Origin of the sequence: Acidovorax sp. LjRoot66, from assembly GCF_964253305.1 — a bacterium.
Lineage (GTDB): Bacteria > Pseudomonadota > Gammaproteobacteria > Burkholderiales > Burkholderiaceae_C > Acidovorax.
Genome location: NZ_CAXUQU020000001.1, coordinates 2,617,714 through 2,643,719 on the forward strand (window position 1 = coordinate 2,617,714; position 26,006 = coordinate 2,643,719).

Consider the following 26,006-nt stretch of genomic DNA (forward strand, 5'->3'; position numbering starts at 1 on the left):
CTTTTTGTCACGCAATCGCAATATGCGACTTGTAAGCTCTGGTGTCATTCCCTGCCGCATGGGTCACCCTCTTCATGTCCGAACTCCCCGCCTATCTGCACGACTGCCGCCCGCGTTTTCGCCAGCCCAGCGCTGGAGACATGTGCACCGAGGTGCCCTTTATGGCGGTGGAAGAGACCAATGAAAAGGTCATGGAGATCTTCAGCGAACACAAGGACCTGATCAGCCTGCCGGTCGTGGAGGGCGGGCGCCCCATTGGCCTGATCAACCGCGACATCTTCATGTCCGAGATGAGCAAGCCCTACCGCTGGGAAATCTACGGGCGCAAGAACTGCATCGCCTTCATGGACAAGGCGCCGCTGATCGTCGACGCCGAGATGGGCATCGAGGAACTGACCTTCAAGACCGTGGAATACGGCGAGAAGGCGCTGTCGGACGGCTTCATCGTCGCCCGCGAAGGCGCTTTCGTCGGCGTGGGCCATGGCCTGCAGCTGATGCGCGTGGTGGCCGAACTGCAGGCCGCGCGCAACCGCCAGGTGATGCACAGCATCGAGTACGCCAGCGTGATCCAGCGTTCCATGCTGCGTGCATCGCGCGATGCCCTGGTGCAGGCACAGGCCGATGCCGACCTGGTATGGGAGCCGCGCGACGTGGTGGGCGGCGACTTCTACCAGTTCACTGCCATGCCCGACGGCTGGTTCGCCATGGTGGCCGACTGCACCGGCCACGGCGTGCCGGGCGCCTTCATGACGCTGATCGCATCGAGCACCCTGGGCAAGGCCATCGAGCAGTACGGGCCGCGCGATCCTGCGCAACTGCTCTCCAGCGTCAACCGCAGCATCAAGCAGATGCTCGGCCAGATGGACGGCCAGGACGACACACCGGGATCCGACGACGGCATGGACGCCGCTTGCTTCTGGTACCAGCCTGCCACGCGCGAGCTGCGTTTTGCCGGCGCGAACCTTTCGCTCTTCGTGCTGGCCCCCGGTGCGCAAGCGGTGCAGGTGGTGGCTGGCGAGCGCAAGGGCGTGGGCTACGTGGACAGTGACTTCGACCACACCTGGACCAACCAGAAGGTGGCCCTGGCGCCTGGCAGCCTGGTGTTCGTGACTACCGATGGCCTGATCGACCAGGTGGGTGGCCCCAAGGCCATCACTTTCGGCAAGCGCCGCATCCAGGAGGTGATCGTCGCCCAGCGCGAGCAGACCCCCGCGCAACTGAATGCCGCCATGCAGCAGGCGCTGCAGGATTGGCAAGGCAGCCACCAGCGCCGCGATGACCTGACATTCTTCTGTTTTCGGGCCCAGGTTCACACCCCCGGCCCCACACCCTGAAATCCCGGATGGACAACCTCTACATACCCCCCACACCCAGCTCGCCGGAAGTGGACTTCAAGTTCGACGAGAACACGCTCAGCCTGCGCGGCGAGTCGTACCCCGAGAATGCCGCCGCGTTCTATGGCGACATCCTGCGCCAGCTGCAGGCTTACCTGGGCGCCCGCAGCGACCAGAAGATCCAGGTCAGCATTGCCCTGGCGTATTTCAACAGCTCCAGCACCAAGATGCTGTTCAACCTGGTCGGCCTGCTCAGCGATGCCGCCGAGGCGGGTAACCAGGTGGTGCTCAACTGGTTCCACGATGAAGAGGACGACACGATCTTCGAATTCGGCCAGGAGCTCAAGGACGACTTCACGGCCATCCAGTTCGTCAACCACGCCGTGAAATCGGCGTGACGGGTTTCGATGTCCGAAGCACCTGACCTGTTCGACGCCGAAAGCCGTGCCTTGCTCGCGGCCCGCCTGGCCTTCGATGATGCGGCCGGCTCCCCGGGGCTGCACCGCCATGCCCTGGGCGAGCTCCTGACCTCCTACGAGCGCCTGCTGCGCGAAACGCGCCGCATGGTGCGGCGCAGCGACCGGGCCGAGCTGGAGATGAACCAGCTCAACCAGCGCCTGCAGGACCTCACCGGTCAACTGGAGTACCGCGCCACGCACGACCCGCTCACCGGCGTGCTCAACCGTGCGGCCATCATCGAGCGCTCCAACCGCTACCTCGCCAGCGACAGCCTGGCGCTGATCGTGCTCGACATCGACCATTTCAAGCGCGTCAACGATTCGTTCGGCCATCCGGTGGGCGACACGGTGATCTGCGGCGTGGTGGATTGCCTCAAGGGCGTGGCACCCTCCATCGCCCAGATCGGGCGCGTGGGCGGGGAGGAGTTCACGGCGTTGCTGCCCGGTCTCTCGCTCGAGTCTGCCGGCCACGCCGCCGAAGGCATGCGCCGGGCGATTGCGGCCCATGATTTCCAGCTGCCGGACGGCAGCCGTGTGACCGCCAGCTTTGGCGTGAGCTGGCACGAGCGTGGCAGCAGCTTCGACGCGGCCTACGGCAGTGCCGACGAGGCCCTGTACCAGGCCAAGCGGGCTGGGCGCAACCAGGTGGCCCGCGCTGCCATGGCCGTGGCCTGAGGCACTGCGCGTGGTGCATTGCCGCCACACCGGCCCGCCATGGGTGCATTTGTCTTTGAAATACTGTATATTTTTACAGTATCTAGAAGGAGCCACCCATGGACACCATCGAAACCACCTACAGCGTCGCCCTGCGCGACTACCCTGAACTGCCGGCCAAGGAGCGCACAGCTGCCGAGGCCCGCTACCTGCGTGTGCTGGAGCGCAAGCTGGGCGGCCCCGACGTGGTGGCCGATGCGCTGCGTGCCGTGATGCAACTGGAAGAGTCTGACGGCAATGATGTCAGCGCCGAGGACCTGGCCATGGCCGGCCAGTGGACGAAGGCGGCCAATGCCGCCCGCGAGGCCGGCTACCAGGGCCTGGGCGAGGTCGATGGCGCGTACTTCGAAGTGCGCCTGGCCTGATGCCGGGCGCAGAGATCGCTGGCATGACGCTCGATCAATGGGCCATCGCAGTGCTCGGCGCCGTGGCCGTGTGGCTGTCCCAGTCCGCGCATGAGCCTGCGCGCCGTCTCGCCTGCCTGGCCGGGCTGATGGCGCAGCCATTTGCGTTGTACATCGCCTGGCAGGCCCAGCACTGGGGTGTGCTGGCGCTGGCGGTGGTCTTCACCCTGGCCTGGCTGCGGGGCCTGTGGGTGCACTGGCTGGTACCGCGCCGCCAGGTGGGGCTGGCCACCATCCAGATGGTGCCGGGCCACAAGGGCTGAGAGGCTAAGAGTCTTTCGTCCATGCCCGCCTTGCACGCCAAAACACCCCGGCTCGTCGTTGCAAATGCTCGCCATAGCCCGAGCTATGGCTGTGCTTTGCGCCTAGATCCAGTGCGTTTTGACGCGCCATTCGGACACGGCCAAAAAACTCCCAGCCTCTGAGGCGCCGACTCCCTCGCGCTGGCCCAGGGCGGCCTGTGCGATGGTCTTAATTTTCTTGACCGCAGCCTCCCCACCTGCCACGGTCGGTGATCTACCGGAGATTGCCTATGTTCACAGAGAAGATGCCTTCCAACAGCCAGACTGCCTTGCGCAGGGCGCGCGACTGCCATGAAATCCGGCAGGCGTATACCGCGTTTCTTGCCTCGCTCAAGCAGGCCAGCGGCTTGCCCGATGTGGGCTTCTTCGTGGCCGATGTGGGGCAGGACGTGGTGATCACCACGCCCTCGGGTGAATCGTCGCCTTACCTGCTGATCTGCAGCGATGGTGCCGAGGCGGTGTGGGGCCGGGTCTTGTTTCTCACGCTCAATCCTCTTACCGGAACCCGGTTGCCCATCTTTGCGGTGCGCCTGCGCCCCGACGCGGTGGTGCTCAACGACGAGGGCACGCGGGAGTGGGAAGCCAGTTTCAAGGAGGGTGATCCTTTCAACCAGATCGAGATCAAGCAACTGGTCTATGAACTCATGTACGGCCAGATCGCGTTCAACAGCAAGGGGCTGATTCCGGAAGACGCCTGAGCGTTGGGGTGCGTTCCGGGTGCAGCTGTCAGACCCCCTGTTGCAGCTGCGCCCGGTACTGCCCGGGCGGCATGCCGAACCAGCGCTTGCAGGCGCGGAACATGTTGCTCTGGTCGGCAAAACCCAGCAGGTCGGCCACTTCGGTCAGGTTGCGGCGCGGGTCGGCCAGGTACTGGCGTGCGAGTTCGCAGCGCGTGTCGTCCAGCAGTTGCTGGTAGGTGGCCGATTCGGCCTGCAGCCGGCGTTGCAGGGTGCGGTCGGTCATGTTCAGGCGCGCGGCGATGTCGTCGCGGCGTGGCTCGCCCTTGTGCAGGATGCGCGCCACCTCAGCGCGCACGCGCGTGCTCGCCAGCGAGTGGCCCAGGTGATCAAGCTCGGTCTCCACCAGCCGCTCGTGCATGGCCCACAGGCTCGGGTTGTGCGTGGGGATGTCGGCCAGCATGTCGGCCTCGGCCAGCAGGATGCGGCTGGCCGGCTGCGCGAAGCGGGGCAGCAGGCCGAAGGCTTTTTCGTAGCGTGCCTCGCTGCCAGGCGCCGGCTGCGGCGTGGTCAGTTCCACGGCGATGGGCTTGAGCTCGCGGCGCGTGAGCCAGCCGCACAGCGTGAACAGGGTGAGCAGCGCGTATTCGACCCGCTGGCGCGGAACCGGGCGCGTACCGCCGATGTGCGCGATGGAGAACCAGTAGCCGCGCGCTTCGCGCTCCAGCTCGAACGCGGTGCAGTCGGATATCACCGCCATGTGGCGCGTGAGGTGCTGAAAGCCGACCATGAGGTTCGGGCCCGATGCAAGCGCGTAGCCCACCACGTCCACGTTGCCATAGCGCGCGGTGAGCTGGGGGCACAGCCCCAGGTCCAGCTTGCCGGAGCGCGCCACGGCCAGCTCCCACAGTTGGCTGATCCGGTCCACATCCACGCGCGCATGGGGCTGCTGCAGCGCCGCCAGGTCGATGCCGGCCTCGCTGCACAGCTCGGCCACGGGCAGGCCCTCGGCGGCCATCATGTCGGTGGTGCCGCGCACCCAGGCGGCGGAACTTGTGCGGGGGGTCATCGGGTTGCGATCGAGGTCACGGTGGGCTCAGGGTTTACGCGAGGTGGGAGCTGAAGTCAGTGTTTTGGCAAGGTTGCGATAGTAGCGAAAGGCCTGCTCCTTTCCACAATCGGCGTCGAGGTTGTGCCCTGGCGTCACGTTACTGTACACAGAGGCCCGACCCGTTTTGAAAAAACCCCAAAGGAGACAAGACATGGTCGATGTGCGCTGGCGTATGCAATGCCTGGGAGCAGTCCTTTCCGTGCTGGCGGTGGCCGGCTGTGGCGGTGGTTCGGGCACTGCGCCCGAGGTGCGTGAGACCGCGTACGGCTCAGTGCGCGGCGTGGATGCCAGCGCCACCACGGGCACCTATTCGTGGAAGGGCATCCCCTTTGCCCGGCCCCCCGTTGGCGAGCTTCGCTGGCAGCCCCCCGTGGCGCCTGTGGCCTGGAGCGGCGAGCGCGATGCCACGCGCTTTGGCAATGCCTGCCTGCAGATGGGGCGCCTGTATGGCCCCGGGGCCAACAACCGCTTTGACGACAGCATCGGCCAGACCCTGGGCACGCCCGTGGGCAACGAGGACTGCCTGACGCTGAACATCTGGCGCCCTGCGACCACGCAGGACAACCTGCCCGTGCTGCTGTTCCTGCACGGCGGCAGCGCCATCTCGGGCTACACGGCCGACCCGGTCTATGACGGGGCGGCTCTGGCCCGCTCGGCCAACGCGGTGGTGGTCACGGCCAACTACCGGCTCGACGTGCTGGGCTTCTTCCAGATGCCGCAGCTGCATACCGGTACGCAGGCCTATACCGGCAACTACGCGCTGCTCGACAACGTGCAGGCCCTGTCGTTCATCCAGCGCAATATCGGCAACTTTGGCGGCAATGCGGGCAACGTCACGCTGATGGGGCAGTCGGCCGGTGCAGGCAACGTGCTGGCGCTGCTCACCTCGCCCCAGGCGGCGGGCCTGTTCCACAAGGCCCTGCCGATCAGCGGTGGCACCTCGCTGGCGAGCCAGTTGCCTGCAGGCTCCATCCCCACGCTGAACCCGGCCTCCAAATACGCGGGCCAGTCGGCTGCGCTGCTGGCGGCCCTGGCGCTGGCCGATGGCCTGGCGCCCGATGCTGCAGCCGCTGCGGCGCTGGTGGCTGGCTGGACACCTGCACAGACCGCCGGCTACCTGCGTGGCAAGGACGGCCGCGTGGTGCTGCAGACGGTGCTGAAAAGCGGGCTCACGGGCTCGGGCCCCATCCCCGATGGCGTGGTGCTGCCGGTGGACCCGATCGCTGAGATGGCGGCCGGCCGCTACCACAAGGTGCCGGTGCTCTCGGGTTACACGGCCGACGAGGCCAAGCTCTTCGCCCCGTTCCTCACCCTCCTGGGCGGCAAGCCGGGCATGAAGATCAGCGACGCCGAGCGCTTCGCGATGACGCAGGCCTTCAACCCCGATGCGCCCACCATGCTCACGGTGGCGGACATCGTCGATGCCTCCTACCTGCCGGTCACAGCCCCTGCCACGGGCTACAACGCGCGCATGAAGCTGCTGGGCAGCGTATTCATCGAGCCGAGCCGCGACAGCCTGCTCAATACCCTGCGCACGCAGCAGGCCAACGTCTGGAGCTACCAGTTCAACTGGGCCCAGCAGCCCGCTCCCTGGAACGACGTGTACGGAGCGGCCCATGGCTTTGACCTGCCCTTCGTGTTCGGCAACTTCGGCCCTTCGCTGCTGGCCAAGGCAGCCAACAGCACGGCCAACCAGCCGGGCCGGCTGGCGCTCTCGGGCGTGATGATGGACAGCGTGCGTGCCTTCGTGCACACCGGCAACCCCAACCATGCGGGCCTGGGCCAGGAGTGGCAGCCCTGGCCGCGCAAGTTCATCTTCGACGCCGACCAGAAGGCCACGCGCCTGGGCCTTCAGTAAAGCCCAAGGCCTTGATGTCCTTTCCCATGTCCTTTCATGCAGCCGCCGTGGCGGCGAGGTATGCGCCGAGCGCATCGTCGTCCACGATGGCCACCTTACCGAAATCCAGCGACACGATGCCCATGCCTTCGAGCGAGCGCAGCACGCGGTTGACCGTCTGGCGCGACAGGCCCACGAGCTGGCCCAGCTCGTCCTGCGTCAGATTGAGCCGGCGCGTGCTGGGCCAGAACAGGCGGCTCAGGTACAGCGCCACGCGGTGCTCGGTGGTCTGCGTGCGGCCGGCCTCGATGATGGTCATGGCCTGTCCGAGCCGCATGTTCAGGTGCAGCACCAGGAACTGGTTGAAGGCCAGGCTGGTCTCGCGCAATGCGGCAAAGACCGGTAGCGGCAGGCACATGAGGCGGGTAGGGCGCAAGGCCACCACGTGGTACCTGCGGGGCTCGGGCTTCATGGCCGAGCCCTCGCCGAACCACTCGCCATCGGGCACGCCGATGAAGGCCGACGCGCGGCCGCGGCTGGCGGGGCTCTGCAGCATCACCAGGCCCGAGAGCACGGCATGCCAGCCCTGCACGGCGCTGCCGGCGGGCATCATCACCTCGCCCTTGTCGCCGCTGTGCTCGCACACCTCGGTGCGCACGCGCTCCTGCATGGCCGCCGGCAGACCGGCGAACCAGGGCTGGGCGGTGATGAAGCGCTGGGCGTGCGGGGCGAGGCAGAGCATGCGGCCAATTCTCGCAGCGCACAGCGGCATGCAGGGTAATCCCTTGGCCTTTGTCGGGCGGGCGACAGGTGTTGGCGCCAAGCGGCCCACGCCGCACACTGCGCAGCCAGGAAGCCCGCGTGGCACGCAGCCGAAAGGGGCGCTTCGGAGACCCCGCAGCAGGCCAGCGCGCGTTACGATGATTGCCCACTTCACCACAACATTCAAGGAGCACACATGCTGGGCCTGATGCAGAGCCAACCCCTGTTGATCTCGTCGCTGATCGAGTTCGCCGAACGCCACCATGGCGACGCCGAAATCGTCTCGCGGCGCGTGGAGGGCGACATCCACCGCTATACCTACAAGGACCTGGGTCAGCGCGCGCGCCGCCTGGCCAATGCGCTCGACGGGTTGGGCCTGCAGTTAAGCGACCGCGTGGCCACGCTGGCCTGGAATGGCTATCGCCACATGGAGATGTACTTCGGCGTCTCCGGCTCGGGCCGCGTGCTGCACACCATCAACCCGCGCCTGCACCCCGAGCAGATCGCCTGGATCGCCAACCATGCCGAAGACCAGGTGCTGTGCTTTGACATGACCTTCCTGCCCCTGGTGCAGGCGGTGCACGCCAAGTGCCCCACGGTGAAGAAATGGGTGGCGCTGTGCGACGCCGACAAGCTGCCTGCGGATTCGGGCATCCCCGGCCTCACGAGCTACGAGGCCTGGATCGGTGCCCACTCGCCCGACTACGCCTGGCCCGAGTTCGACGAGAACTCCGCATCGAGCATGTGCTACACCAGCGGCACCACGGGCAATCCCAAGGCGGCGCTGTACAGCCACCGCTCGACCACGCTGCATGCCTACGCCGCTGCGCTGCCCGACGTGATGTGCCTGTCGGCCCGCGACTCGGTGCTGCCGGTGGTGCCCATGTTCCACGTCAACGCCTGGGGCATCCCGTATTCGGCCGCGCTCACTGGCTGCAAGCTGGTGTTCCCCGGCCCGGCCATGGACGGCAAGTCGATCTACGAACTCATCGAGTCCGAGAAGGTCACCTACGCCGCCGGTGTGCCCACGGTGTGGCAGATGATGCTCGGCCACATGAAGCCTGCGGGCCTGAAGTTCTCCACCCTCAAGCGCACCGTCATCGGCGGCTCGGCCTGCCCGCCCGCGATGATCCACGCCTTCAAGGAAGACTTCGGCGTCGAAGTGCTGCACGCCTGGGGCATGACCGAGATGAGCCCGCTGGGCACCCTGTGCACCCTGAAGAACAAGCACCTGGCGCTGCCCAAGGAAGAGCAGATGAAGGTGCTGCTCAAGCAGGGCCGCGCCATTTATGGCGTGGACATGAAGATCGTCGGCGCCGACGGTGAAGAGTTGCCGTGGGATGGCAAGACCTACGGCGACCTGCTGGTCAAGGGCCCGTGGATCGTGGACAGCTACTTCAAGGGCGAGGGCGGCCACCCGCTGGTCAAGGATGCGCAGGGCCGCGGCTGGTTCCCGACCGGCGACGTGGCCACCATCGATGCCGACGGCTTCATGCAGATCACCGACCGCAGCAAGGATGTGATCAAGTCCGGCGGCGAGTGGATCAGCTCCATCGACATCGAGAACATCGCCATGGCCCACCCGGCCATCGCCATGGCCGCGTGCGTGGGCATGCCGCACCCCAAGTGGGATGAGCGCCCCATCGTGGCCGTGGTCAAGCGCCCGGGCATCGAGGTCACGCGCGAGGAGCTGCTGGCCTTCTTCGAGGGCAAGACGGCCAAGTGGCAGATCCCGGATGACGTGGTGTTCGTGGAGGCGATTCCGATCGGTGCCACGGGCAAGATGCTCAAGACAAAGTTGCGTGAGCAACTCAAGGATTACAGGCTTCCGGGCCTGTGATCCGGGGCTGCGCTGGACAGGTCTTCGCGAGGGTCGCGAGGGCTGTTGTCAGCGCTGCCCCAGGCTGGTGCGGCGCTCGGGGGAGTGCCCGCCAGTCACGTGGGCGACGCCGGTAGGGGCAATCCCTGAGGGGCGTCGTGTTGCAACGCGGTACGCTGCGTCGTGTCGATTTACAAGGAGACAAAACCATGAAATTCGCTATGAAGGCTGTAGCAGCCACCGTCCTGCTGGCGAGCGCTGGCGCCGCATTCGCTCAAAAAGGTGAGACCGTCAAGATCGCCTGGCTCGACCCGCTTTCGGGCCTGATGGCGGCCGTGGGAACCAACCAGCTCAAGAGCTTCCAGTTCATCTCCGAAGAGTTCAACAAGAAGAACGCTGCCGGAGTGAAGTTCGAGATCATCGGCATCGACAACAAGCTCAGCCCGCAAGAGACCACCAGCGCACTGCGCTCGGCCATGGACCAGGGCGCGCGCTACGTGGTGCAGGGCAACGGCTCGGGCCCGGCCCTGGCGATCATGGATGCGCTGGAAAAGCACAACGCACGCAATCCCGGCAAGGAAGTCGTGTATCTGAACTACGCCGCCGTGGACCCGGACCTGACCAACAGCAAGTGCAGCTACTGGCACTTCCGCCTGGACGCTGACACCTCCATGAAGATGGAAGCGCTGACCACCTTCATGAAGGACATGCCCGAAGTCAAGAAGGTCTACCTGATCAACCAGAACTACGCGCACGGCCACCAAGTCTCGAAGTACGCCAAGGAAATGATGGCCCGCAAGCGCCCTGACGTGCAATTCGTCGGCGACGACCTGCACCCCCTGGCCCAGGTGCGCGACTTCTCGCCCTACATCGCCAAGATCAAGCAGTCGGGCGCCGACAGCGTGATCACCGGCAACTGGGGTTCCGACCTGGCGCTCCTGATCAAGGCCGCCAACGACGCCGGCCTGAACAACGTCAACTTCTATACCTACTACGGCTCCGTCACCGGCAGCCCGACCGCAATGGGCTCGGCCGCCGCTGGCCGCGTGTACATGGTGGCCTACGCGCACATCAACCTGCCGGGCGAAATCAACAAGATCGTGGTGGACTACAAGAAGAAGTTCAACGACGATATGTACACCGGAGCCGTGTACCACGCCTTCTCCATGCTCACCGAAGCCTTCGTGAAGACCAAGTCCACCGACCCTGTGAAGGTGGCTGCGGCCCTGGAAGGCATGAAGTTCAAGAGCTTCAATGGCGAAGTCGAAATGCGCAAGACCGACCACCAGCTGCAGCAGGGCCTGTTCATCTCCAAGTGGGAGAAGGCCGGCGGCAAGTTCCCGCTCGACTCGGAAAGCACCGGCTACACCTTTGTGCCCGTGAAGTACTACGAGCCCTTCGTGGCCAGCACGCCCACCTCGTGCCAGATGAAGCGCCCATAAGCGCCCACAGGGGCCTGACCAGGCCTTTGCTGCGTATCGAGGCCCGACCTGGCTCGGGCCTCTTTTTTTACCCTTGACCTGAAAAATTCCAATGAATCCTGAGTTTTTCGTGATCTCCCTGCTCAATGGCGTGAGCTACGGGCTGCTGCTGTTCATGCTGAGCTCGGGACTCACACTGATTTTCAGCATGATGGGTGTGCTCAACTTTGCACACACCAGCTTCTACATGCTGGGTGCCTACTTTGCCTACAGCATCTCGGGCGTCATCGGTTTCTGGCCGGCGCTGGTGCTGGCGCCGCTCCTCGTTTTCGCGCTCGGTGCTGCGTTCGAGCGTTACTGCCTGCGCCGCGTGCACAAGTTCGGCCACGTGCCTGAGCTGCTCGTGACCTTCGGCCTGTCCTACCTGATCCTCGAGCTGGTGCAGCTCGTCTGGGGCCGTGCCACGGTGCCCTACGGTCTGCCCACGCAATTGCAGGGTCCGCTGTTCAGCCTGTACGGCACGCAGTTCCCCAGGTCGCGCTCCTTCGTGATGCTGATCGCATTGCTGATGCTGGTGTCGGTGTGGCTGCTGCTCACCCGCACACGCATCGGCCTGGTGATCCAGGCGGCGCTCAAGTACCCCGAGATGGTCGAGGCGCTGGGCCACAACGTGCCGCGTGTGTTCATGCTGGTGTTTGGCGGCGGCGCGGCCCTGGCCGGCCTGGCCGGCGTGATTGGCGGCAACACCTACGTCACCGAGCCGGCCATGGCGGGCTCGGTCGGCTCCATCATCTTCGTGGTGGTGGTGGTCGGCGGCATGGGATCGCTGGCTGGGGCGTTCCTGGCTTCGCTGCTGATCGGCCTGGTGCAGACCTTCGCGGTGGCGCTCGACTATTCGATGATCCACGTGCTGCGACCCCTGGGCGTGGCGGTGACCGACCAGACCTTCGGCTACCCCTTGCTCAAGCTCACCATCTCCCAGGTGGCGCCCATTCTTCCGTACCTGTTCCTGGTGCTCATCCTGATCTTCCGTCCCAAGGGCCTGCTGGGCACCCGCGAGGACTGATGCCATGACCTCATCCACCACCACCGTTTCCGGCGCTGCGCAACAGGCCAGCGCCCCACAGGGCACCTCCCACTACCGGTTCAAGCCGTGGAACGTGGGCCGCTTCGTCGTCTGGTCGCTGTTCGCCGCGATGCTGATCGTGGCCCCCCACGTGTTCCGCAGCGGCCTGGCGCTGACCATGCTCTCGCAGATCGGCTACCTGATCATCATCTGCCTGTCCTACAACATCCTGCTGGGGCAGGGCGGCATGCTCAGCTTCGGGCACGCGGTTTACACGGGCCTGGGCTCGTTCATCGCCATCCACGCCATGAACATGGCGACCAAGGGGGGGCTGCCCATCCCGCTGGTGCTGATTCCACTGGTCGGCGGGCTGGCAGGCATGTTCTTCGCCATCCTGCTGGGCTTCGTGACCACCAAGAAGTCGGGCACCACGTTTGCCATGATCACGCTGGGCATTGGTGAACTGGTGGCCTCCATGGCGCTGATGTTCCCCGAGTTCTTCGGCGGCGAGGGCGGCATCACCACCGACCGCGTCTACGGCAAGCCCTTCTTCGGCTTGAACTTCGGTTCTGGCATGCAGGTGTACTACCTGATTGCCGCCTACTGCTTCGTCTGCACGGCGGCCATGTTCGCCTTCACGGGCACGCCGCTCGGCCGCATTCTGAATGCCGTGCGCGACAACCCGGAGCGCGTGGAGTTCATCGGCTACAACACGCAGCGCGTGCGCTATTTCGCGTTCATCATCGCGGGCTTCTTCGCCGGCATCGGCGGCGGGCTGGCCACCATCAACTTCGAGATCGTGACCGGTGCCGACAGCGTGAACGTGCTGCGTTCGGGCGGCTACCTGCTGTTCACCTTCCTGGGCGGGGCCACGTTCTTCTTCGGGCCCATCATCGGCGCCGTGCTGCTGGTGCTGGCCTCGGTGCTGCTGTCCGAGATATCCAAGGCCTGGCTGCTGTACCTGGGCCTGGTGTTCCTGTTCATGGTGATGTACGCCCCTGGCGGCATCGCCAGCCTGATCATGATGAACCTGCGCCTGGCCAAGTACGGCAAGCTGCGCCAGCTCTGGGTGTCGTACATGGGCCTGGCCGGTACCGGCCTGGTGGCCGTGCTGGGTGCTGCATGCATGGTGGAGATGACCTACCACCTGCAGCTCAACGCGGCCCTGGGATCCGAGCTCAAGTTCATGGGCGCCATGATCGATGCCAAGGGCCTCACGGCCTGGTTCGGTGCGGGCTTCGTGTTCCTCACCGGCCTGGCGCTCTTCGAGATGTGCCGGCGCCAGTTCCTGCGTCAGTGGAGCACCATCCAGGAAGAGATCGAACATGCCATCAAGCGGGGGGAGGCACAGTGAGCAATACCATGACCCCTCAAGCGTCCTGCGCGCTCGAACTGCGTGACCTGCGCAAGAGCTTCGGCAAGACCGAAATCATCCGCGGTGCCAACCTGGTGGTGGCACCCGGCGAGCGCGTGGCCATCATCGGCCCCAACGGCGCCGGCAAGTCCACCCTGTTCAACCTCATCAGCGGGCGCTTCGCCCCCACCAGCGGCGACGTGATCCTGAACGGCCAGCGCATCAACGGCCTGGCCCCGTACGAGATCAACCGCATGGGGCTGTCGCGCAGCTTCCAGATCACGAACATCTTCCCCAAGCTGAGCGTGTTCGAGAACCTGCGCTGCGGCGTGCTGTGGAGCATGGGCTACAAGTACACCTTCCTGCGCTTCCTGTCGAACCTGCACGATGCCAACCAGCGCGCCAGGGAGCTCATGGAGATGATCAAGCTCGACAAGAAGCGCGACACGCTGGCCATGAACCTGACCTATGCCGAGCAGCGCGCCCTGGAGATCGGCATCACCATCGCCGGTGGTGCCAACGTGATCCTGCTGGACGAGCCCACGGCCGGCATGAGCAAGAGCGAGACCACCCGCTTCATCGGCCTCATCAAGGAGGTGACCGAGGGCCGCACCCTGCTGACCGTGGAGCACGACATGGGCGTGGTGTTCGGCCTGGCCGACAAGATCGCCGTGGTGGTGTACGGCGAGGTGATCGCCTTCGACACCCCCGACAAGGTGCGCGCCAATGCGCGCGTGCAGGAGGCCTATCTGGGATCGGCCGTGGCCGACGAGCAGGGCGCGGGACACTGATTTATGCTGAAAATTGACAACCTCCACGCCTACTACGGCAAGAGCCACGTGCTGCATGGCGTGAGCTTCGACGTGCAGCCCGGTGAGATCGTGGCGCTGCTCGGGCGCAACGGCTCGGGCCGCTCCACCACCGCCAAGGCCATCATGGGCCTGGTGGACTGGGAGGGCACGCTCGAGTTCAAGGGCCAGAGCCTCACGGGCAAGAAGGCCTATGAGATCGCCCACCTGGGCCTGGGCTATGTGCCCGAGAGCCGCGACGTGTTCCCCAACCTCACGGTGCACCAGAACCTGCTGCTGGGCCAGAAGGGCAGCGGCAAGGGCAGCCGCTGGTCGTTCGACGACATGTACGAGATGTTCCCGCGCCTCAAGGAGCGCCAGCACACCGAGGCGGGCGTGATGTCCGGTGGCGAGCAGCAGATGCTCACACTGTGCCGCACGCTGATGGGCGACCCCGACCTGATCATCATCGACGAGCCCACCGAAGGCCTGGCGCCCAAGATCGTCGAGCTGGTGGGGCAGTACCTGCAGACCATCAAGGCGCGCGGCATCTCGGTGCTGCTGATCGAGCAGAAGCTCACCATCGCCATGAAGATTTCGGACCGGGCACTGGTGATGGGCCATGGCTCCATCGTCTTCCAGGGCACGCCCGACAGCCTGCGGGCCGACAACTACATCCGCAAGGAGTGGCTTGAAGTCTGACGACTTCCGGCCAAAGCATGACAAAGAGGCGCCTGACAACAGCTCATGGCGCCTCTTTTTTTGCCCAAGGAGACGGTTTGGTGGCCCAGAGCCATGTCCCCACCGGGACAAATTGACACGCCAGGGCCGCGCGAAGTCTCTACAATAAAAACGCACGATCGTTCTTTTTCACTCTCCAAGGAACAACAGCATGACCGCTGAATACAAAGTCCACGGCTCCGTTGCCGTGATCACCCTGGCCAACCCCCCCGTCAACGGACTGGGCTTGGCAACCCGCCAAGGCATCGTGGATGGCCTCGGCCGCGCCAATGCCGATGCAGCGGTCACGTCCATCGTCGTCACCGGCGCTGGCGGTGCGTTTTCCGGCGGCGCAGACATCAAGGAGTTCGGCACCGACAAGTCCCTGCAGGAACCCAATCTGCTGTCGGTGATCGCCGCCATCGAGAATTCGTCCAAGCCCGTCGTGGCCGCCGTGCACACGGTTGCCATGGGCGGTGGCCTGGAGCTGGCCCTGGGTTGCCACTACCGCATCGCCGCGCCTGGCTGCAGTCTTGCGCTGCCCGAAGTCAAGCTGGGCCTGATCCCCGGCGCCGGCGGCACGCAGCGCCTGCCGCGCGTGCTGGGCGTGGAAGCCGCCCTGAACCTGATCGTCAGCGGCGAGCCCGTCAAGAGCGAGCTGATCGCCGCTGTGCCCGGCCAGAAGCTGTTCGACAAGATGGCCGCATCCGCCGAGGCGCTGGCCGCCGAAGCCCTGGCCTTTGCCCAGAGCGTGGCCGACGTGCGTCCGCTGCCGCTGGTGCGCAACCTGCCCTGCAAGCACCCCGAAGGTGATGCGTACTTCCAGTTCGCGCGCAACATGGTCAAGGGCATGGCCAAGAACTACCCCGCGCCCGCCAAGTGCGTGGACGCGGTCGAAGCCGCCACCAAGCGCAAGTTCGCCGACGGCATGCTGTTCGAGCGCGAGGTCTTCATCAACCTGATGTGGACGCCCGAGTCGCGCGCCCTGCGCCACCTGTTCATGGCCGAGCGCGCTGCCTCCAAGATCCCCGACGTGCCCTCCGACACCCCGAAGCGCGAGATCAAGTCCGTGGCCGTGATCGGCGCCGGCACCATGGGCGGCGGCATCTCCATGAACTTCCTGAACGCGGGCATCCCCGTCAAGATCCTGGAGACCAAGCAGGAAGCCCTGGACCGCGGCGTGGCCACGATCAAGAAGAACTACGAAGCGCAGGTCAAGAAGGGCAAGCTCAAGGAAGACAAGTACGCGCAGCGCATGGCCCTGTTGACGACCACGCTCGACTACGCCGACCTCAAGGACGCCGACCTCGTCATCGAGGCCGTGTTCGAGGAGCTGGGCGTCAAGGAAACCGTGTTCAAGCAGCTCGACGCCGTGATGAAGCCCGGCGCCATCCTGGCCTCCAACACCTCCACGCTGGATGTGGACAAGATCGCTGCCTTCACCAAGCGCCCAGAAGACGTGGTGGGCATGCACTTCTTCAGCCCCGCCAACGTGATGAAGCTGCTGGAAGTGGTGCGCGGTGCCAAGACGTCCAAGGACGTGCTGGCCACCGTGATGGCCATCGGCAAGAAGATCAAGAAGACTTCGGTGGTCTCGGGCGTGTGCGACGGCTTCATCGGCAACCGCATGATCGAGCAGTACAGCCGCCAGGCCGGCTTCCTGCTGGACGAGGGCTGCACGCCCCAGCAGGTGGACAAGGCCGTCGAGAAGTTCGGCTTTGCCATGGGCCCGTTCCGCATGGGTGACCTGGCCGGCAACGACATCGGCTGGGCGATCCGCAAGCGCCGCTCCGTCGAGCGCGCCGACATGAAGTACAGCCGCACCGCCGACAAGCTGTGCGAGCTGGGCCGCTTCGGCCAGAAGACCGGCGCAGGCTGGTACGACTACCAGGCCGGCAAGCGAGATGCGATTCCGAGCGAGCTGGTCAACAAGATGATCGAAGACCACCGCAAGGAGTTGGGCATCACGCCGCGCAAGATCTCCGACGAGGAAATCGTGCAGCGCCTGGTGTTCGCACTGGTCAACGAAGGCGCACACATCCTGGAAGACGGCATCGCCAGCAAGTCCGGCGACATCGACATGGTCTACCTCACGGGCTATGGCTTCCCCATCTACCGCGGCGGCCCCATGCACTACGCCAGCGAAGTGGGCCTGTTCAACGTGGTGCAGGCCATGGACCGCTTTGCCAAGAACCCCAACGATGATGCGGAGTTCTGGAAGCCCGCGCCGCTGCTGGCCAAGCTGGCCGCCGAAGGCAAGGCGTTCGCCTGAGCGAACTACTGATTGATGCAGTGAAGCCGCACCGGATGCGCACGCCCTTGGCGGCCATCGGTGCGTTCCACCCCTGAAAGGATTTTCCCCATGACCTCCGCAGTGATCGTTTCCACCGCCCGTACCCCGCTCGCCAAGAGCTGGAAGGGTGCCCTCAACATGACCCATGGCGCCACGCTGGGCGGCCATGCCGTCAAGCACGCCATCGAGCGCGCCGGCATCGACGGCGCCGACGTCGAAGACGTCATCATGGGCTGTGCCAACCCCGAAGGCGCCACCGGCGCCAACATCGCACGCCAGATCGCGCTGGCCGCCGGCCTGCCGGTCACGGCATCGGGCGTCACGGTCAACCGTTTCTGCTCTTCGGGCCTGCAGACCATCGCCCTGGCGGCACAGCGCATCATCGCCGGCGAAGCCGACGTGTATGTTGCCGGCGGTGTGGAAAGCATCTCCTGCGTGCAGCAGGAAATGAACATCCACATGCTGCGCGACCTGGCCCTGGACAAGGTCAAGCCCGAGATCTACTGGAGCATGCTGCAGACCGCCGAGCAGGTGGCCAAGCGCTACAACATCAGCCGTGAAGCCATGGACGAGTATGGCGCCGCCAGCCAGCAAAAGGCCTGCGCAGCCCAGGCCGCCGGCCTGTTCGATGCCGAGATCGCCCCCATCACCGTGACGGCCGGCGTGGCCGACAAGAACCTGGGCCTGATCACCAGGCAGGTCACCCTGAGCAAGGATGAAGGCACGCGCGAAGGCACGACGGTCGAGTCCATCAGCGGCCTGCGCTCGGCACTGCCCGGCGGCCTGATCACGGCCGGCAACGCCAGCCAGTTCTCCGACGGTGCCGGTGCCTGCGTGGTGGTGAGCGAAGAGTACGCCAGCAAGAAGGGCCTCAAACCCCTGGGCCGTTTCCTCGGCTTTGCCGTGGCCGGCTGCGAGCCCGACGAAATGGGCATCGGCCCGGTGTTCGCCGTGCCCAAGGTGCTCAAGAAGCTGGGCCTCACGGTCAACGACATCGACCTGTGGGAGCTGAACGAAGCCTTCGCCGTGCAGGTGCTGTACTGCCGCGACAAGCTCGGGATTCCGGCCGACCGCCTGAACGTCAACGGCGGTGCCATCGCCGTGGGCCACCCCTACGGCGTGTCGGGCCAGCGCCTGACGGGCCACGCCCTGATCGAAGGCAAGCGCCGCGGCGCCAAGCGCGTGGCGGTGACCATGTGCATCGGCGGCGGCATGGGTGCTGCGGGCATCTTCGAAGTGCTCTGATGCGCCGGTGATGTGTGTGGGGGCGTAAGCGTTGTGGTGCTTACGTTTGCTCACAGGGAGCTTTGGGACAATGCGGGCCGGCTGCTTCGGCGGCCGGCCTGCAGACGAGGCGCGGCAAGTGCCGTGCCCCGTCCCGGGTCTACAACAATCACCATCCATCAAGAGAGATCCACCTATGTTCACGAAGGTTTGCTCAGCACTGGCCGTCCTGGTCGCCTCGACCCTGGGCGTTGCGGGCACTGCCCACGCACAGAGCTACAAGCTCAACCAAGCCTTGCCGGAAGACCGGGACACCATCCTGCAGGAAATCACCATCGCGGCCGACCGCGTCACCGCGACCATCCTGCTGCGCAACACCAGCAAGGAAACCATCGAGGCCTGTGCCCATGCCAGCGCGCGGCCCGAGTCCTTCTCGATCAAGGACCTCGATACCGGCAAGGTCGTCAAGCAGTTGGGCTCCACGGGCCTCAAGGCCTGCGACCAGGGCATGGACACCATCAAGCCGGGTGCGCGCAAGACCTTGAAGATCGAGTTCCCCGGCCTGCCTGCCACTGCACGGCGCCTGCAACTGGGCGAGAACAACTGCCAGCCCAAACCCGACGACGACATGGACTATTGGTGCTTTGCCGAAGTCGTGCTGACCAACAAGAAGTAGCAGCCGCCAGGTATGCGACCGCCGCCCCGTGCGGCGGCGGTGCGGCCCGGTGGTTCATTCCTGCGCCCTGCGCGCGTTTTCTCCAGGGTTTTCACACATGAGCCTTCGCCCCACCGTCGAATTCCTTCTCTACCAGTGGCTGCACGCGCAGACCCTGCCCGAGCGCGAGCGCTTTGCCGACCATTCGCGCGACACCTTCGACGCGGTGCTCGACACCTGCGAGCGCATCGCGCGCGAGAAGTACGCGCCCTTCAACCGCACGGTGGACACACAGGAGCCGCACTTCGACGGCGAGAAGGTCACGCTGCCCCAGTGCACGCATGACGCAAACCGGGCCTATGCGGCTTCGGGCATGCTCAGCGCCGCACAGGATTACGACATCGGCGGCATGCAGCTGCCCTACACGGTGGAGGCGGCGGCCAACAGCTTCTTTGCCGTGGCATCGATCAGCATGGGCTCGGGCCTGCTCACGGTGGGCAACGCCAACCTCTTGATGGTGCATGGCACCGAGGCGCAGAAGACGGTGTTCGCGCTCAATGAATTCTCGGGCCGCTTCTCGGGCACCATGTGCCTGTCGGAGCCGCAGGCCGGCTCCAGCCTGAGCGATGTGGCCACGCGCGCCGTGCCCGATGGCGATGGCTTCGAGAGCGACCCGCTGGGCCCGCGCTATCGCCTCAAGGGCAACAAGATGTGGATCTCGGCCGGCGAGCATGAGCTCACCGAGAATATCATCCACCTGGTGCTGGCCAAGATCCCCGGCCCCGACGGCAAGCTGGTGCCCGGCACCAAGGGCATCTCGCTGTTCATCGTGCCCAAGAAGATGGTGGACACCGATGGCCAACTGACCGGCGTGCGCAACGACGTGGCGCTGGCGGGCCTGAACCACAAGCTCGGCTGGCGCGGCACCACCAACACGCTGCTCAACTTCGGCGAGGGCAAGTACCCGGTCGATGGCCAGGCGGGCGCCGTGGGCTACCTCGTGGGCCAGGCCGGCAAGGGCCTGCACTGCATGTTCCACATGATGAACGAGGCGCGCATCGGCATCGGCATGGCGGCCACCATGCTCGGCCTGGCCGGCTACTACGCCAGCCTCGACTACGCCAAGAACCGGCCCCAGGGCCGCCCGGTGCAGGGCCCCAAGGACAAGGACGCTGCGGCTGCCGCCGTGGTCAAGGACGTGGCACAGCCCCAGGTGCGCATCATCGAGCACGCTGACGTCAAGCGCATGCTGCTGGCGCAAAAGTCGTACGGCGAGGGCGCGCTCGCGCTCAACCTGTTCTGCGCGCGCCTGGTGGACGAGCAGGCCACCGGCGATTCAGCGGCCGCCGACGAGGCCCGCCTGCTGCTGGAAGTGCTCACTCCCATCGCCAAGAGCTGGCCCAGCGAGTGGTGCCTGGAGGCCAACAGCCTGGCCATCCAGATCCACGGCGGCTACGGCTACACGCGCGACTTCCCGGTGGAGCAGTACTGGCGCGACAACCGCCTGAACATGATCCACGAAGGCACGCACGGCATCCAGGCCATGGACCTGCTGGGCCGCAAGGTGCTGATGGAAAACGGCCGGGGCCTGCAGTTGCTGGCCGCGCGCATCAACGGCACCATCGAGCGCGCCATCCAGGTGCCTGCCATGGCTGCGCACGCCAATGCCCTGGGCAGTGCGCTGCAGCAGGTGGGTGCCGCCACCAAGGCTGCCTGGTCCACAGGCCAACCGGCCGATGCGCTTGCCAATGCCGTGCCCTACATGCAGGCCTTTGGCCACATGGTGCTGGCCTGGGTGTGGCTGGACGTGGCCCTGGCCACGCTGCAGGCCGACCCTGCGCTGGAGCAATCCGCGGGTGTGGGCAGAATGGGCGCCATGCGCTTTTTCTTCCACTACGAACTGCCCAAGATCGGCGCCTGGCTGCAGGTCGTCAGCACGCGCGACGCGACCTGCGCGGTGTTCCCTGAGGACGCATTTTGATGACCGCACCGCACACCCTGCAGCGCATGCACCAGCTCATCTGGGCGCTGATCTACGGCGGCCTGCTCACGCTGGTGCTGGGCATTGCCACGGCCCCGGCGGACGAGCCGCTGGGCTGGGCCCTGGGGCTCACCGGCGGTGTGCTGGCGGCCGTGGGCGTGGTTTTGATCGGCGTGCGCTCGCGCATGCAGCCCGGCGCCTGAGAATTGCAGGGCGCCAATCGCGCAGGCGACACGGCCCTCTTTGGTTGCGCCGCACAATGACTGCGCAACCGCCATTTCACATGTGCATGGCGACCACGCCATGCTCAGCCCACCAACGACCATCCAAGGAGACAACATGACCACCCGCACCATCCAACAACTGTTCGACCTGACCGGCAAGACCGCCCTGGTGACCGGCGGCTCGCGCGGCCTGGGCCTGCAGCTGGCGCAGGCGCTGGGCGAGGCCGGCGCCAAGGTGCTGCTGAGTTCGCGCAAGGCGTCCGACCTGGAAGAGGCCGCTGCTGAATTGAAGGCCGCTGGCATCGATGCGCAGTGGATCGCCGCCGACTGCTCCAACGAGGCCGATATCCGCCGCCTGGGCGATGAGACTCTGGCGCGCCTGGGCCATGTGGACATTCTGCTCAACAACGCTGGCGCCGCCTGGGGCGCACCGGCCGAAGACCACCCCGTGGAAGCCTGGGACAAGGTCATGAACCTCAACGTGCGGGGCTACTTCATCCTGTCGCAGCACATTGCCAAGCACAGCATGATCGGCCGGCGCAGCGGCAGCATCATCAACGTGGCGTCCATCGCCGGCCTGGGCGGCAACCCCAAGGGCATGAACACCATTGCTTACAACACCTCCAAGGGTGCGGTGATCAACTTCACGCGTGCGCTGGCGGCCGAATGGGGCCAGTACAACATCCGCGTCAACGCCATCTGCCCGGGTTTTTTCCCGAGCAAGATGACGGTGGGCACGCTCAAGGCGATGGGCGAGGAAGCCCTGGCCGCCCACGCCCCGCTGGGCCGCCTGGGCGATGACGAAGACCTCAAGGGGCTGTGCGCGCTGTATGCCTCGGACGCCGGCAAGCACATCACCGGCCAATGGCTGGCGGTGGATGGCGGCGTGAGCATCGTCACGGGAGGCTGAGGCCCGCGCCTGCGCGCCGGCGGTGCGCGGGCCGGCTGCGGAGCGGCTCCAGCGGGGCTATGCTTGCAGTTTTCCCCTTTGTATTCTGGAGTTGCCTGTGCTGAATTTCGGTGTTCCCATTCCTTTCGTCAGCCACCTGGGCTTCACGCTGCACCGCATGCAGCAGGGCGAGTCGGAGCTGCACTACGAGGCGGCGCCCGAGCACCTCAATTCCTTCGAGGTCACGCACGGCGGCGCCACCATGACCTTGCTCGACGTGACCATGGCCACGGCAGCGCGCAGCGAGACGCCGGACCACGGCGTGGTCACCATCGAGATGAAGACCAGCTTCATGCAGGCCGCGCGCGGCCCGCTGGTGGCCAAGGGGCGCCTGCTGCACCGCACGGCGTCGCTGGCTTTCACCGAAGCGTCGGTCTATGACGCCCAGGGCCGGTTGTGCAGCCATGCCACCGGCACTTTCAAATACGTGCGCCGCCCTGCGGTGGACCCTGCCACCGGGCAGTCGCTGAAGACCATCTCCAGCGACTGAACGCTGCTACTTTTCCTGCGAAGGCCCAAGCCTTCAACGCCCATCCATTTTTCAAGGAGTTCCCCATGGCCCGCAACCAACAGATCGTGCTCGACAACCGCCCGCAGGGCGAGGCCGTGGCCGGCAACTTCAAGCTCGTGGCCACCGACACGCCCGCGCTGCAGGACGGCCAGGTGCTGGTGCGCCACCATTTCCTGAGCCTGGACCCCTACATGCGCGGCCGCATGAACGAGAGCAAGAGCTACGCGGCATCGCAAGGCCTGGGCGAGGTCATGATCGGCGGCACCGTGGGCGAGGTGGCCGAGAGCCTGAACCCCAAGTACGCCGTGGGCGACAAGGTCGTGGGCATGGGCGGCTGGCAGGAGTACAGCGTGGTCGACGCCAACACGCCCGGTGCCCTGCGCAAGGTGGACACCACGCATGTACCCCTGTCGCACTACCTGGGCGCCGTGGGCATGCCCGGCGTGACGGCCTGGTATGGCCTGGTGAAAATCATCGCGCCCAAGGAAGGTGACACCGTGGTGGTGAGCGCCGCCACCGGCGCCGTGGGCAGCGCCTTCGCCGCACTGGCCAAGGCCCGTGGCTGCCGTGCCGTGGGCATTGCGGGCGGGGCCGAGAAGTGCCGCTATGCGGTCGAGGAGCTGGGCTTCGATGCCTGCATCGACTACAAGGAACACAGCGACGTGAAGGCACTGTCCAAGGCCCTGAAGGAAGCCTGCCCCAAGGGCATCGACGGCTACTTCGAGAACGTGGGCGGCTGGATCATGGACGCCGTGATGCTGCGCATGAACGCCTTCAGCCGCGTGGCCCTGTGCGGCATGATCGCCGGCTACGATGGCCAGCCCCTGCCCATGGCCAACCCGGCGCTGATGCTGATCAACCGCATGAAGATCGAAGGCTTCATCGTCAGCGAGCACATGGAAGTCTGGCCCGATGCCTTGAAGGAGTTGGGCACGCTGGTGGGCACCGGCAAGCTGCGCCCGCGCGAGACGGTGGCGCAAGGCATTGCCGCCGCCCCCGAAGCCTTCCTGGGCCTGCTCAAGGGCAAGAACTTCGGCAAGCAACTGGTCAAACTGATCTGAAATGAAGCACCCCCTGAGTCGCTTCGCGCCTTCCCCCTCTCTCGCATTGCTGCGCAATGCGGGAGGGGGACGCCCCCAGCGCGGCGGGGCGGCCCTTGCGCGGGGGCGCTGGCTTCGGCGCGCCTGTTTCATGGGCTGCGGGTGGTGCAAGTGGTATGGGTAGTTGACATGAGGAATGTGCACCTATGGCGTTGAACCTGCACTGGACCTGGGCCCGCTTCGATGACCTCGGCGTGCATGCGCTGCACGACGCGCTGGCCCTGCGCTGCAAGGTCTTCATCCTGGAGCAGGGCCCCTACCAGGACCCGGACGGGGCCGACAAGCAATCCTGGCACCTGCTGGGCTACGATGGTGCCGGTGCACTGCATGCCTGCCTGCGCGTGGTGGACCCGGGCGTGAACTACCCCGAGCCTTCCATCGGCCGTGTGGTGACCGCGAAGGAAGCCCGTGGCGACGGTACCGGGCGGCTGTTGATGCAGGAGGGCCTGGCCCGCTGTGCGCAGGCCTGGCCCGGCCGCAGTGTGCGCATCAGTGCCCAGGCGCACCTGCAGCGTTTTTATGGCAGCCTGGGTTTCGTGGCGGTGTCAGACGAGTACCTTGAGGACGACATCCCCCATATCGAAATGCTGTGGAGTCCCGCATGACCCCCCTGTCCGCACCCGTTTCGGCCACGCACACCGTCTTCAACCAGAGTGCGCCCCTGGCCGATGTGAACCTGTTCACTACCAACCGGCCCCTGCAGGATGCCGTGCAACTGCATGCACCCGCCCTGGACCGCAGCGCGCTCACGGCCCTGGGCGCCGATATGGGCTCGGCCACGATGCAGGAGCACGCGCGCCTGGCCAACACCCACAAGCCCGAACTGCACACGCACGACCGCGTGGGCCGCCGCACCGATACGGTGGAGTTCCACCCCAGCTACCACGCGCTGATCGGCGCGGCGCTGCGCCACGGCCTGCACGCCACGCCCTGGTCGCGCACGGATGCGGGTGCCGCGCATGCACACGTGGAGCGCGCGGCGGGCTTCATGCTCTTCACCGAGACCGAGCCCTCGGTGCTGTGCCCCGTCTCGATGAGCTATGCCGTCACCCCGGCGCTGCGCGGCAACCCTGCCGTGTGGGCCGACTGGAATGCCGGCCTGGCCAGCACCCGGTATGACCCTCGCCTGGCGCTGTTCTCGCAGAAGTCCGCGCTCACCATGGGCATGGGCATGACCGAGAAGCAGGGCGGCTCCGACGTGCGCGCTAACACCACGCAGGCCGTGGCCGACGGCAGCGACGCCTGGGGTGCGCGCTACCGGCTCACGGGCCACAAGTGGTTCTTCTCGGCCCCCATGTGCGACGCCTTCCTGGTGCTGGCGCAGGCGCCGGGCGGGCTCACCTGCTTTTTCCTGCCCCGGGTGCTTCCTGGCGATGGCGCAGAGGGCACGCTCAACGCCATCCGTATCCAGCGGCTCAAGGACAAGCTCGGAAACCATGCCAATGCCAGCTCCGAAGTGGAGTTCATCGACGCCACGGCCTGGCGCGTGGGCGAAGAAGGGCGCGGCGTGGCCCAGATCCTCGAGATGGGCACCATGACGCGCCTGGACTGCGCGCTGGGCACCAGCGGCCTCATGCGCCAGGCGCTGTCGCTGGCGCTGCACCACACGCGCCAGCGCATGGCGTTTGGCAAGAAGCTGATCGAGCAGCCGCTGATGCGCAATGTGCTGGCTGACCTGGCGCTGGAGAGCGAGGCCGCCACGGCCCTGTCCATCCGCCTGGCAAGTGCCTTCGACAAGAAAGACTCCGACCCGCACGAGGCCGTGATGGCGCGCCTGCTCACGCCCGTGGCCAAGTTCTGGGTCTGCAAGCGCGGCAGCGCCTTTGCGCAGGAGGCCATGGAATGCCTGGGCGGCAATGGCTACGTGGAGGAGGGCGGCGAAGGCACCATGGCCCGCATCTACCGCGAGATGCCGCTCAACTCCATCTGGGAAGGCGCGGGCAACATCATGGCGCTGGACCTGCTGCGCGCCGTGCGCCGCGCTGATACGGCCGCCGCCCTGGCCGACGAACTGGCCCCCGCACGCGGCGCCCATCCGGCGCTGGACCGCATGGCCAGCGCGCTGCCGCTGCGCGTGGATGCCATGACCACCGAGGTCGAGGCCCGGCGTCTGGCGCAGGATGTGGCCCTGGCCGTGCAGGCCGCATTGCTGTACAAGAGCGCCCCGGCCAGCGTGTTCGGCGCCTTCTGCGCATCGCGCCTGGGCGGCGACTGGGGCTACAGCTTCGGCACGCTGGGCGCGGGCGTGGATTTCGATGCATTGCTCGACCGCGCGCTGCCCGCCTGACCCTCACCAAACAAC

The 26,006-nt window shown here is 66.0% G+C and carries 25 protein-coding genes; 23 read left to right on the top strand and 2 right to left on the bottom strand.

Features of this window, described 5'->3' with window-relative positions; genetic code table 11:
- Positions 1 to 74 precede the first annotated feature (74 nt).
- The 6 genes from ACSQ3Y_RS12080 (at position 75) to ACSQ3Y_RS12105 (ending at position 3,910) form a co-directional block, all read left to right on the top strand.
- The gene (locus tag ACSQ3Y_RS12080) at positions 75 to 1,334 is read left to right on the top strand and encodes a SpoIIE family protein phosphatase (RefSeq protein WP_057269508.1); all 1,260 of its coding nucleotides are present in this window, start codon (positions 75 to 77) and stop codon (positions 1,332 to 1,334) included.
- An 8-nt stretch (positions 1,335 to 1,342) separates the two neighbouring features.
- A complete protein-coding gene (locus tag ACSQ3Y_RS12085; RefSeq protein WP_057269507.1) occupies positions 1,343 to 1,732 on the top strand; it encodes a DUF1987 domain-containing protein in 390 nt (129 codons plus the stop codon).
- 9 nt (positions 1,733 to 1,741) lie between these two features.
- Positions 1,742 to 2,467, top strand: a complete 726-nt coding sequence (locus tag ACSQ3Y_RS12090) for a GGDEF domain-containing protein (RefSeq protein ID WP_057205940.1) — start codon at positions 1,742 to 1,744, stop codon at positions 2,465 to 2,467.
- A gap of 98 nt (positions 2,468 to 2,565) precedes the next feature.
- On the top strand, positions 2,566 to 2,871 hold the full coding sequence (locus ACSQ3Y_RS12095) for a hypothetical protein (protein ID WP_057205941.1): 306 nt from the start codon (positions 2,566 to 2,568) through the stop codon (positions 2,869 to 2,871).
- Positions 2,872 to 2,894: 23 nt separating this feature from the next.
- The gene (locus tag ACSQ3Y_RS12100) at positions 2,895 to 3,173 is read left to right on the top strand and encodes a hypothetical protein (RefSeq protein ID WP_436177423.1); all 279 of its coding nucleotides are present in this window, start codon (positions 2,895 to 2,897) and stop codon (positions 3,171 to 3,173) included.
- 269 nt (positions 3,174 to 3,442) lie between these two features.
- Entirely contained in the window at positions 3,443 to 3,910 is a 468-nt protein-coding gene (locus ACSQ3Y_RS12105) for a hypothetical protein (protein WP_057205943.1), read from the top strand.
- Positions 3,911 to 3,938: 28 nt separating this feature from the next.
- Here ACSQ3Y_RS12105 and ACSQ3Y_RS12110 read toward each other — a convergent pair whose 3' ends face one another.
- Positions 3,939 to 4,958 (bottom strand): AraC family transcriptional regulator, encoded by a 1,020-nt coding sequence (locus ACSQ3Y_RS12110; RefSeq protein WP_436177424.1) that lies wholly within the window; start codon positions 4,956 to 4,958, stop codon positions 3,939 to 3,941.
- 193 nt (positions 4,959 to 5,151) lie between these two features.
- Here ACSQ3Y_RS12110 and ACSQ3Y_RS12115 point away from each other — a divergent pair, with 193 nt between their 5' ends.
- On the top strand, positions 5,152 to 6,858 hold the full coding sequence (locus ACSQ3Y_RS12115; RefSeq protein WP_436177425.1) for a carboxylesterase/lipase family protein: 1,707 nt from the start codon (positions 5,152 to 5,154) through the stop codon (positions 6,856 to 6,858).
- 34 nt (positions 6,859 to 6,892) lie between these two features.
- Here the strand turns inward: ACSQ3Y_RS12115 and ACSQ3Y_RS12120 are convergent, their stop codons facing one another.
- Positions 6,893 to 7,579, bottom strand: a complete 687-nt coding sequence (locus ACSQ3Y_RS12120) for a Crp/Fnr family transcriptional regulator (RefSeq protein ID WP_436177426.1) — start codon at positions 7,577 to 7,579, stop codon at positions 6,893 to 6,895.
- A gap of 216 nt (positions 7,580 to 7,795) precedes the next feature.
- Here ACSQ3Y_RS12120 and ACSQ3Y_RS12125 point away from each other — a divergent pair, with 216 nt between their 5' ends.
- The 16 genes from ACSQ3Y_RS12125 to ACSQ3Y_RS12200 all read left to right on the top strand — a co-directional run bounded on the left by ACSQ3Y_RS12125 (position 7,796) and on the right by ACSQ3Y_RS12200 (position 25,991).
- Positions 7,796 to 9,439, top strand: a complete 1,644-nt coding sequence (locus ACSQ3Y_RS12125) for a 3-(methylthio)propionyl-CoA ligase (RefSeq protein WP_436177427.1) — start codon at positions 7,796 to 7,798, stop codon at positions 9,437 to 9,439.
- Between the two features lie 188 nt (positions 9,440 to 9,627).
- On the top strand, positions 9,628 to 10,860 hold the full coding sequence (locus ACSQ3Y_RS12130) for a branched-chain amino acid ABC transporter substrate-binding protein (protein ID WP_057205952.1): 1,233 nt from the start codon (positions 9,628 to 9,630) through the stop codon (positions 10,858 to 10,860).
- Between the two features lie 91 nt (positions 10,861 to 10,951).
- Entirely contained in the window at positions 10,952 to 11,905 is a 954-nt protein-coding gene (locus tag ACSQ3Y_RS12135; RefSeq protein WP_057205953.1) for a branched-chain amino acid ABC transporter permease, read from the top strand.
- Between the two features lie 4 nt (positions 11,906 to 11,909).
- Entirely contained in the window at positions 11,910 to 13,259 is a 1,350-nt protein-coding gene (locus ACSQ3Y_RS12140; RefSeq protein WP_436177428.1) for a branched-chain amino acid ABC transporter permease, read from the top strand.
- 8 nt (positions 13,260 to 13,267) lie between these two features.
- Positions 13,268 to 14,050 carry an ABC transporter ATP-binding protein gene (locus tag ACSQ3Y_RS12145; RefSeq protein WP_057205957.1) on the top strand — a complete coding sequence of 261 codons (783 nt, stop codon included), beginning with the start codon at positions 13,268 to 13,270 and terminating at the stop codon, positions 14,048 to 14,050.
- Between the two features lie 3 nt (positions 14,051 to 14,053).
- Positions 14,054 to 14,749 (top strand): ABC transporter ATP-binding protein, encoded by a 696-nt coding sequence (locus ACSQ3Y_RS12150; RefSeq protein ID WP_057205959.1) that lies wholly within the window; start codon positions 14,054 to 14,056, stop codon positions 14,747 to 14,749.
- 190 nt (positions 14,750 to 14,939) lie between these two features.
- Positions 14,940 to 17,039, top strand: a complete 2,100-nt coding sequence (locus tag ACSQ3Y_RS12155) for a 3-hydroxyacyl-CoA dehydrogenase NAD-binding domain-containing protein (RefSeq protein ID WP_057269500.1) — start codon at positions 14,940 to 14,942, stop codon at positions 17,037 to 17,039.
- A gap of 90 nt (positions 17,040 to 17,129) precedes the next feature.
- The gene (locus ACSQ3Y_RS12160) at positions 17,130 to 18,305 is read left to right on the top strand and encodes an acetyl-CoA C-acyltransferase (protein WP_436177429.1); all 1,176 of its coding nucleotides are present in this window, start codon (positions 17,130 to 17,132) and stop codon (positions 18,303 to 18,305) included.
- A gap of 175 nt (positions 18,306 to 18,480) precedes the next feature.
- Positions 18,481 to 18,960 (top strand): hypothetical protein, encoded by a 480-nt coding sequence (locus ACSQ3Y_RS12165; protein WP_436177430.1) that lies wholly within the window; start codon positions 18,481 to 18,483, stop codon positions 18,958 to 18,960.
- 97 nt (positions 18,961 to 19,057) lie between these two features.
- Positions 19,058 to 20,920, top strand: a complete 1,863-nt coding sequence (locus ACSQ3Y_RS12170; protein WP_436177431.1) for an acyl-CoA dehydrogenase — start codon at positions 19,058 to 19,060, stop codon at positions 20,918 to 20,920.
- A complete protein-coding gene (locus ACSQ3Y_RS12175; protein WP_057205969.1) occupies positions 20,920 to 21,123 on the top strand; it encodes a hypothetical protein in 204 nt (67 codons plus the stop codon). The genes ACSQ3Y_RS12170 and ACSQ3Y_RS12175 overlap by 1 nt, the downstream gene beginning before the upstream one ends.
- 136 nt (positions 21,124 to 21,259) lie before the next feature.
- Positions 21,260 to 22,054: an SDR family oxidoreductase gene (locus tag ACSQ3Y_RS12180; protein ID WP_057205971.1), complete on the top strand. Its 795-nt coding sequence runs from the start codon at positions 21,260 to 21,262 to the stop codon at positions 22,052 to 22,054.
- 97 nt (positions 22,055 to 22,151) lie between these two features.
- A complete protein-coding gene (locus ACSQ3Y_RS12185; RefSeq protein WP_436177432.1) occupies positions 22,152 to 22,583 on the top strand; it encodes a PaaI family thioesterase in 432 nt (143 codons plus the stop codon).
- Positions 22,584 to 22,648: 65 nt separating this feature from the next.
- The gene (locus tag ACSQ3Y_RS12190; RefSeq protein WP_436177433.1) at positions 22,649 to 23,665 is read left to right on the top strand and encodes an NADP-dependent oxidoreductase; all 1,017 of its coding nucleotides are present in this window, start codon (positions 22,649 to 22,651) and stop codon (positions 23,663 to 23,665) included.
- Positions 23,666 to 23,850: 185 nt separating this feature from the next.
- Positions 23,851 to 24,309: a GNAT family N-acetyltransferase gene (locus ACSQ3Y_RS12195; protein ID WP_436177434.1), complete on the top strand. Its 459-nt coding sequence runs from the start codon at positions 23,851 to 23,853 to the stop codon at positions 24,307 to 24,309.
- Positions 24,306 to 25,991, top strand: a complete 1,686-nt coding sequence (locus ACSQ3Y_RS12200) for an isovaleryl-CoA dehydrogenase (RefSeq protein ID WP_436177435.1) — start codon at positions 24,306 to 24,308, stop codon at positions 25,989 to 25,991. The genes ACSQ3Y_RS12195 and ACSQ3Y_RS12200 overlap by 4 nt, the downstream gene beginning before the upstream one ends.
- The last annotated feature ends 15 nt before the right edge of the window (positions 25,992 to 26,006 follow it).

What these genes read in the sequence shown, in the direction of transcription:
- ACSQ3Y_RS12105 (WP_057205943.1), top strand. Translation starts at nt 3,443, where the DNA reads ATGTTCACAGAGAAGATGCCTTCCAACAGCCAGACTGCCTTGCGCAGG.
- ACSQ3Y_RS12180 (WP_057205971.1), top strand. Translation starts at nt 21,260, where the DNA reads ATGACCACCCGCACCATCCAACAACTGTTCGACCTGACCGGCAAGACC.
- ACSQ3Y_RS12165 (WP_436177430.1), top strand. Translation starts at nt 18,481, where the DNA reads ATGTTCACGAAGGTTTGCTCAGCACTGGCCGTCCTGGTCGCCTCGACC.
- ACSQ3Y_RS12195 (WP_436177434.1), top strand. Translation starts at nt 23,851, where the DNA reads ATGGCGTTGAACCTGCACTGGACCTGGGCCCGCTTCGATGACCTCGGC.
- ACSQ3Y_RS12130 (WP_057205952.1), top strand. Translation starts at nt 9,628, where the DNA reads ATGAAATTCGCTATGAAGGCTGTAGCAGCCACCGTCCTGCTGGCGAGC.
- ACSQ3Y_RS12200 (WP_436177435.1), top strand. Translation starts at nt 24,306, where the DNA reads ATGACCCCCCTGTCCGCACCCGTTTCGGCCACGCACACCGTCTTCAAC.
- ACSQ3Y_RS12140 (WP_436177428.1), top strand. Translation starts at nt 11,910, where the DNA reads ATGACCTCATCCACCACCACCGTTTCCGGCGCTGCGCAACAGGCCAGC.
- ACSQ3Y_RS12150 (WP_057205959.1), top strand. Translation starts at nt 14,054, where the DNA reads ATGCTGAAAATTGACAACCTCCACGCCTACTACGGCAAGAGCCACGTG.
- ACSQ3Y_RS12170 (WP_436177431.1), top strand. Translation starts at nt 19,058, where the DNA reads ATGAGCCTTCGCCCCACCGTCGAATTCCTTCTCTACCAGTGGCTGCAC.
- ACSQ3Y_RS12135 (WP_057205953.1), top strand. Translation starts at nt 10,952, where the DNA reads ATGAATCCTGAGTTTTTCGTGATCTCCCTGCTCAATGGCGTGAGCTAC.
- ACSQ3Y_RS12175 (WP_057205969.1), top strand. Translation starts at nt 20,920, where the DNA reads ATGACCGCACCGCACACCCTGCAGCGCATGCACCAGCTCATCTGGGCG.
- ACSQ3Y_RS12080 (WP_057269508.1), top strand. Translation starts at nt 75, where the DNA reads ATGTCCGAACTCCCCGCCTATCTGCACGACTGCCGCCCGCGTTTTCGC.
- ACSQ3Y_RS12160 (WP_436177429.1), top strand. Translation starts at nt 17,130, where the DNA reads ATGACCTCCGCAGTGATCGTTTCCACCGCCCGTACCCCGCTCGCCAAG.
- ACSQ3Y_RS12155 (WP_057269500.1), top strand. Translation starts at nt 14,940, where the DNA reads ATGACCGCTGAATACAAAGTCCACGGCTCCGTTGCCGTGATCACCCTG.
- ACSQ3Y_RS12145 (WP_057205957.1), top strand. Translation starts at nt 13,268, where the DNA reads ATGACCCCTCAAGCGTCCTGCGCGCTCGAACTGCGTGACCTGCGCAAG.
- ACSQ3Y_RS12090 (WP_057205940.1), top strand. Translation starts at nt 1,742, where the DNA reads ATGTCCGAAGCACCTGACCTGTTCGACGCCGAAAGCCGTGCCTTGCTC.
- ACSQ3Y_RS12100 (WP_436177423.1), top strand. Translation starts at nt 2,895, where the DNA reads ATGACGCTCGATCAATGGGCCATCGCAGTGCTCGGCGCCGTGGCCGTG.
- ACSQ3Y_RS12120 (WP_436177426.1), bottom strand. Translation starts at nt 7,579, where the DNA reads ATGCTCTGCCTCGCCCCGCACGCCCAGCGCTTCATCACCGCCCAGCCC.
- ACSQ3Y_RS12110 (WP_436177424.1), bottom strand. Translation starts at nt 4,958, where the DNA reads ATGACCCCCCGCACAAGTTCCGCCGCCTGGGTGCGCGGCACCACCGAC.
- ACSQ3Y_RS12095 (WP_057205941.1), top strand. Translation starts at nt 2,566, where the DNA reads ATGGACACCATCGAAACCACCTACAGCGTCGCCCTGCGCGACTACCCT.
- ACSQ3Y_RS12125 (WP_436177427.1), top strand. Translation starts at nt 7,796, where the DNA reads ATGCTGGGCCTGATGCAGAGCCAACCCCTGTTGATCTCGTCGCTGATC.
- ACSQ3Y_RS12190 (WP_436177433.1), top strand. Translation starts at nt 22,649, where the DNA reads ATGGCCCGCAACCAACAGATCGTGCTCGACAACCGCCCGCAGGGCGAG.
- ACSQ3Y_RS12085 (WP_057269507.1), top strand. Translation starts at nt 1,343, where the DNA reads ATGGACAACCTCTACATACCCCCCACACCCAGCTCGCCGGAAGTGGAC.
- ACSQ3Y_RS12115 (WP_436177425.1), top strand. Translation starts at nt 5,152, where the DNA reads ATGGTCGATGTGCGCTGGCGTATGCAATGCCTGGGAGCAGTCCTTTCC.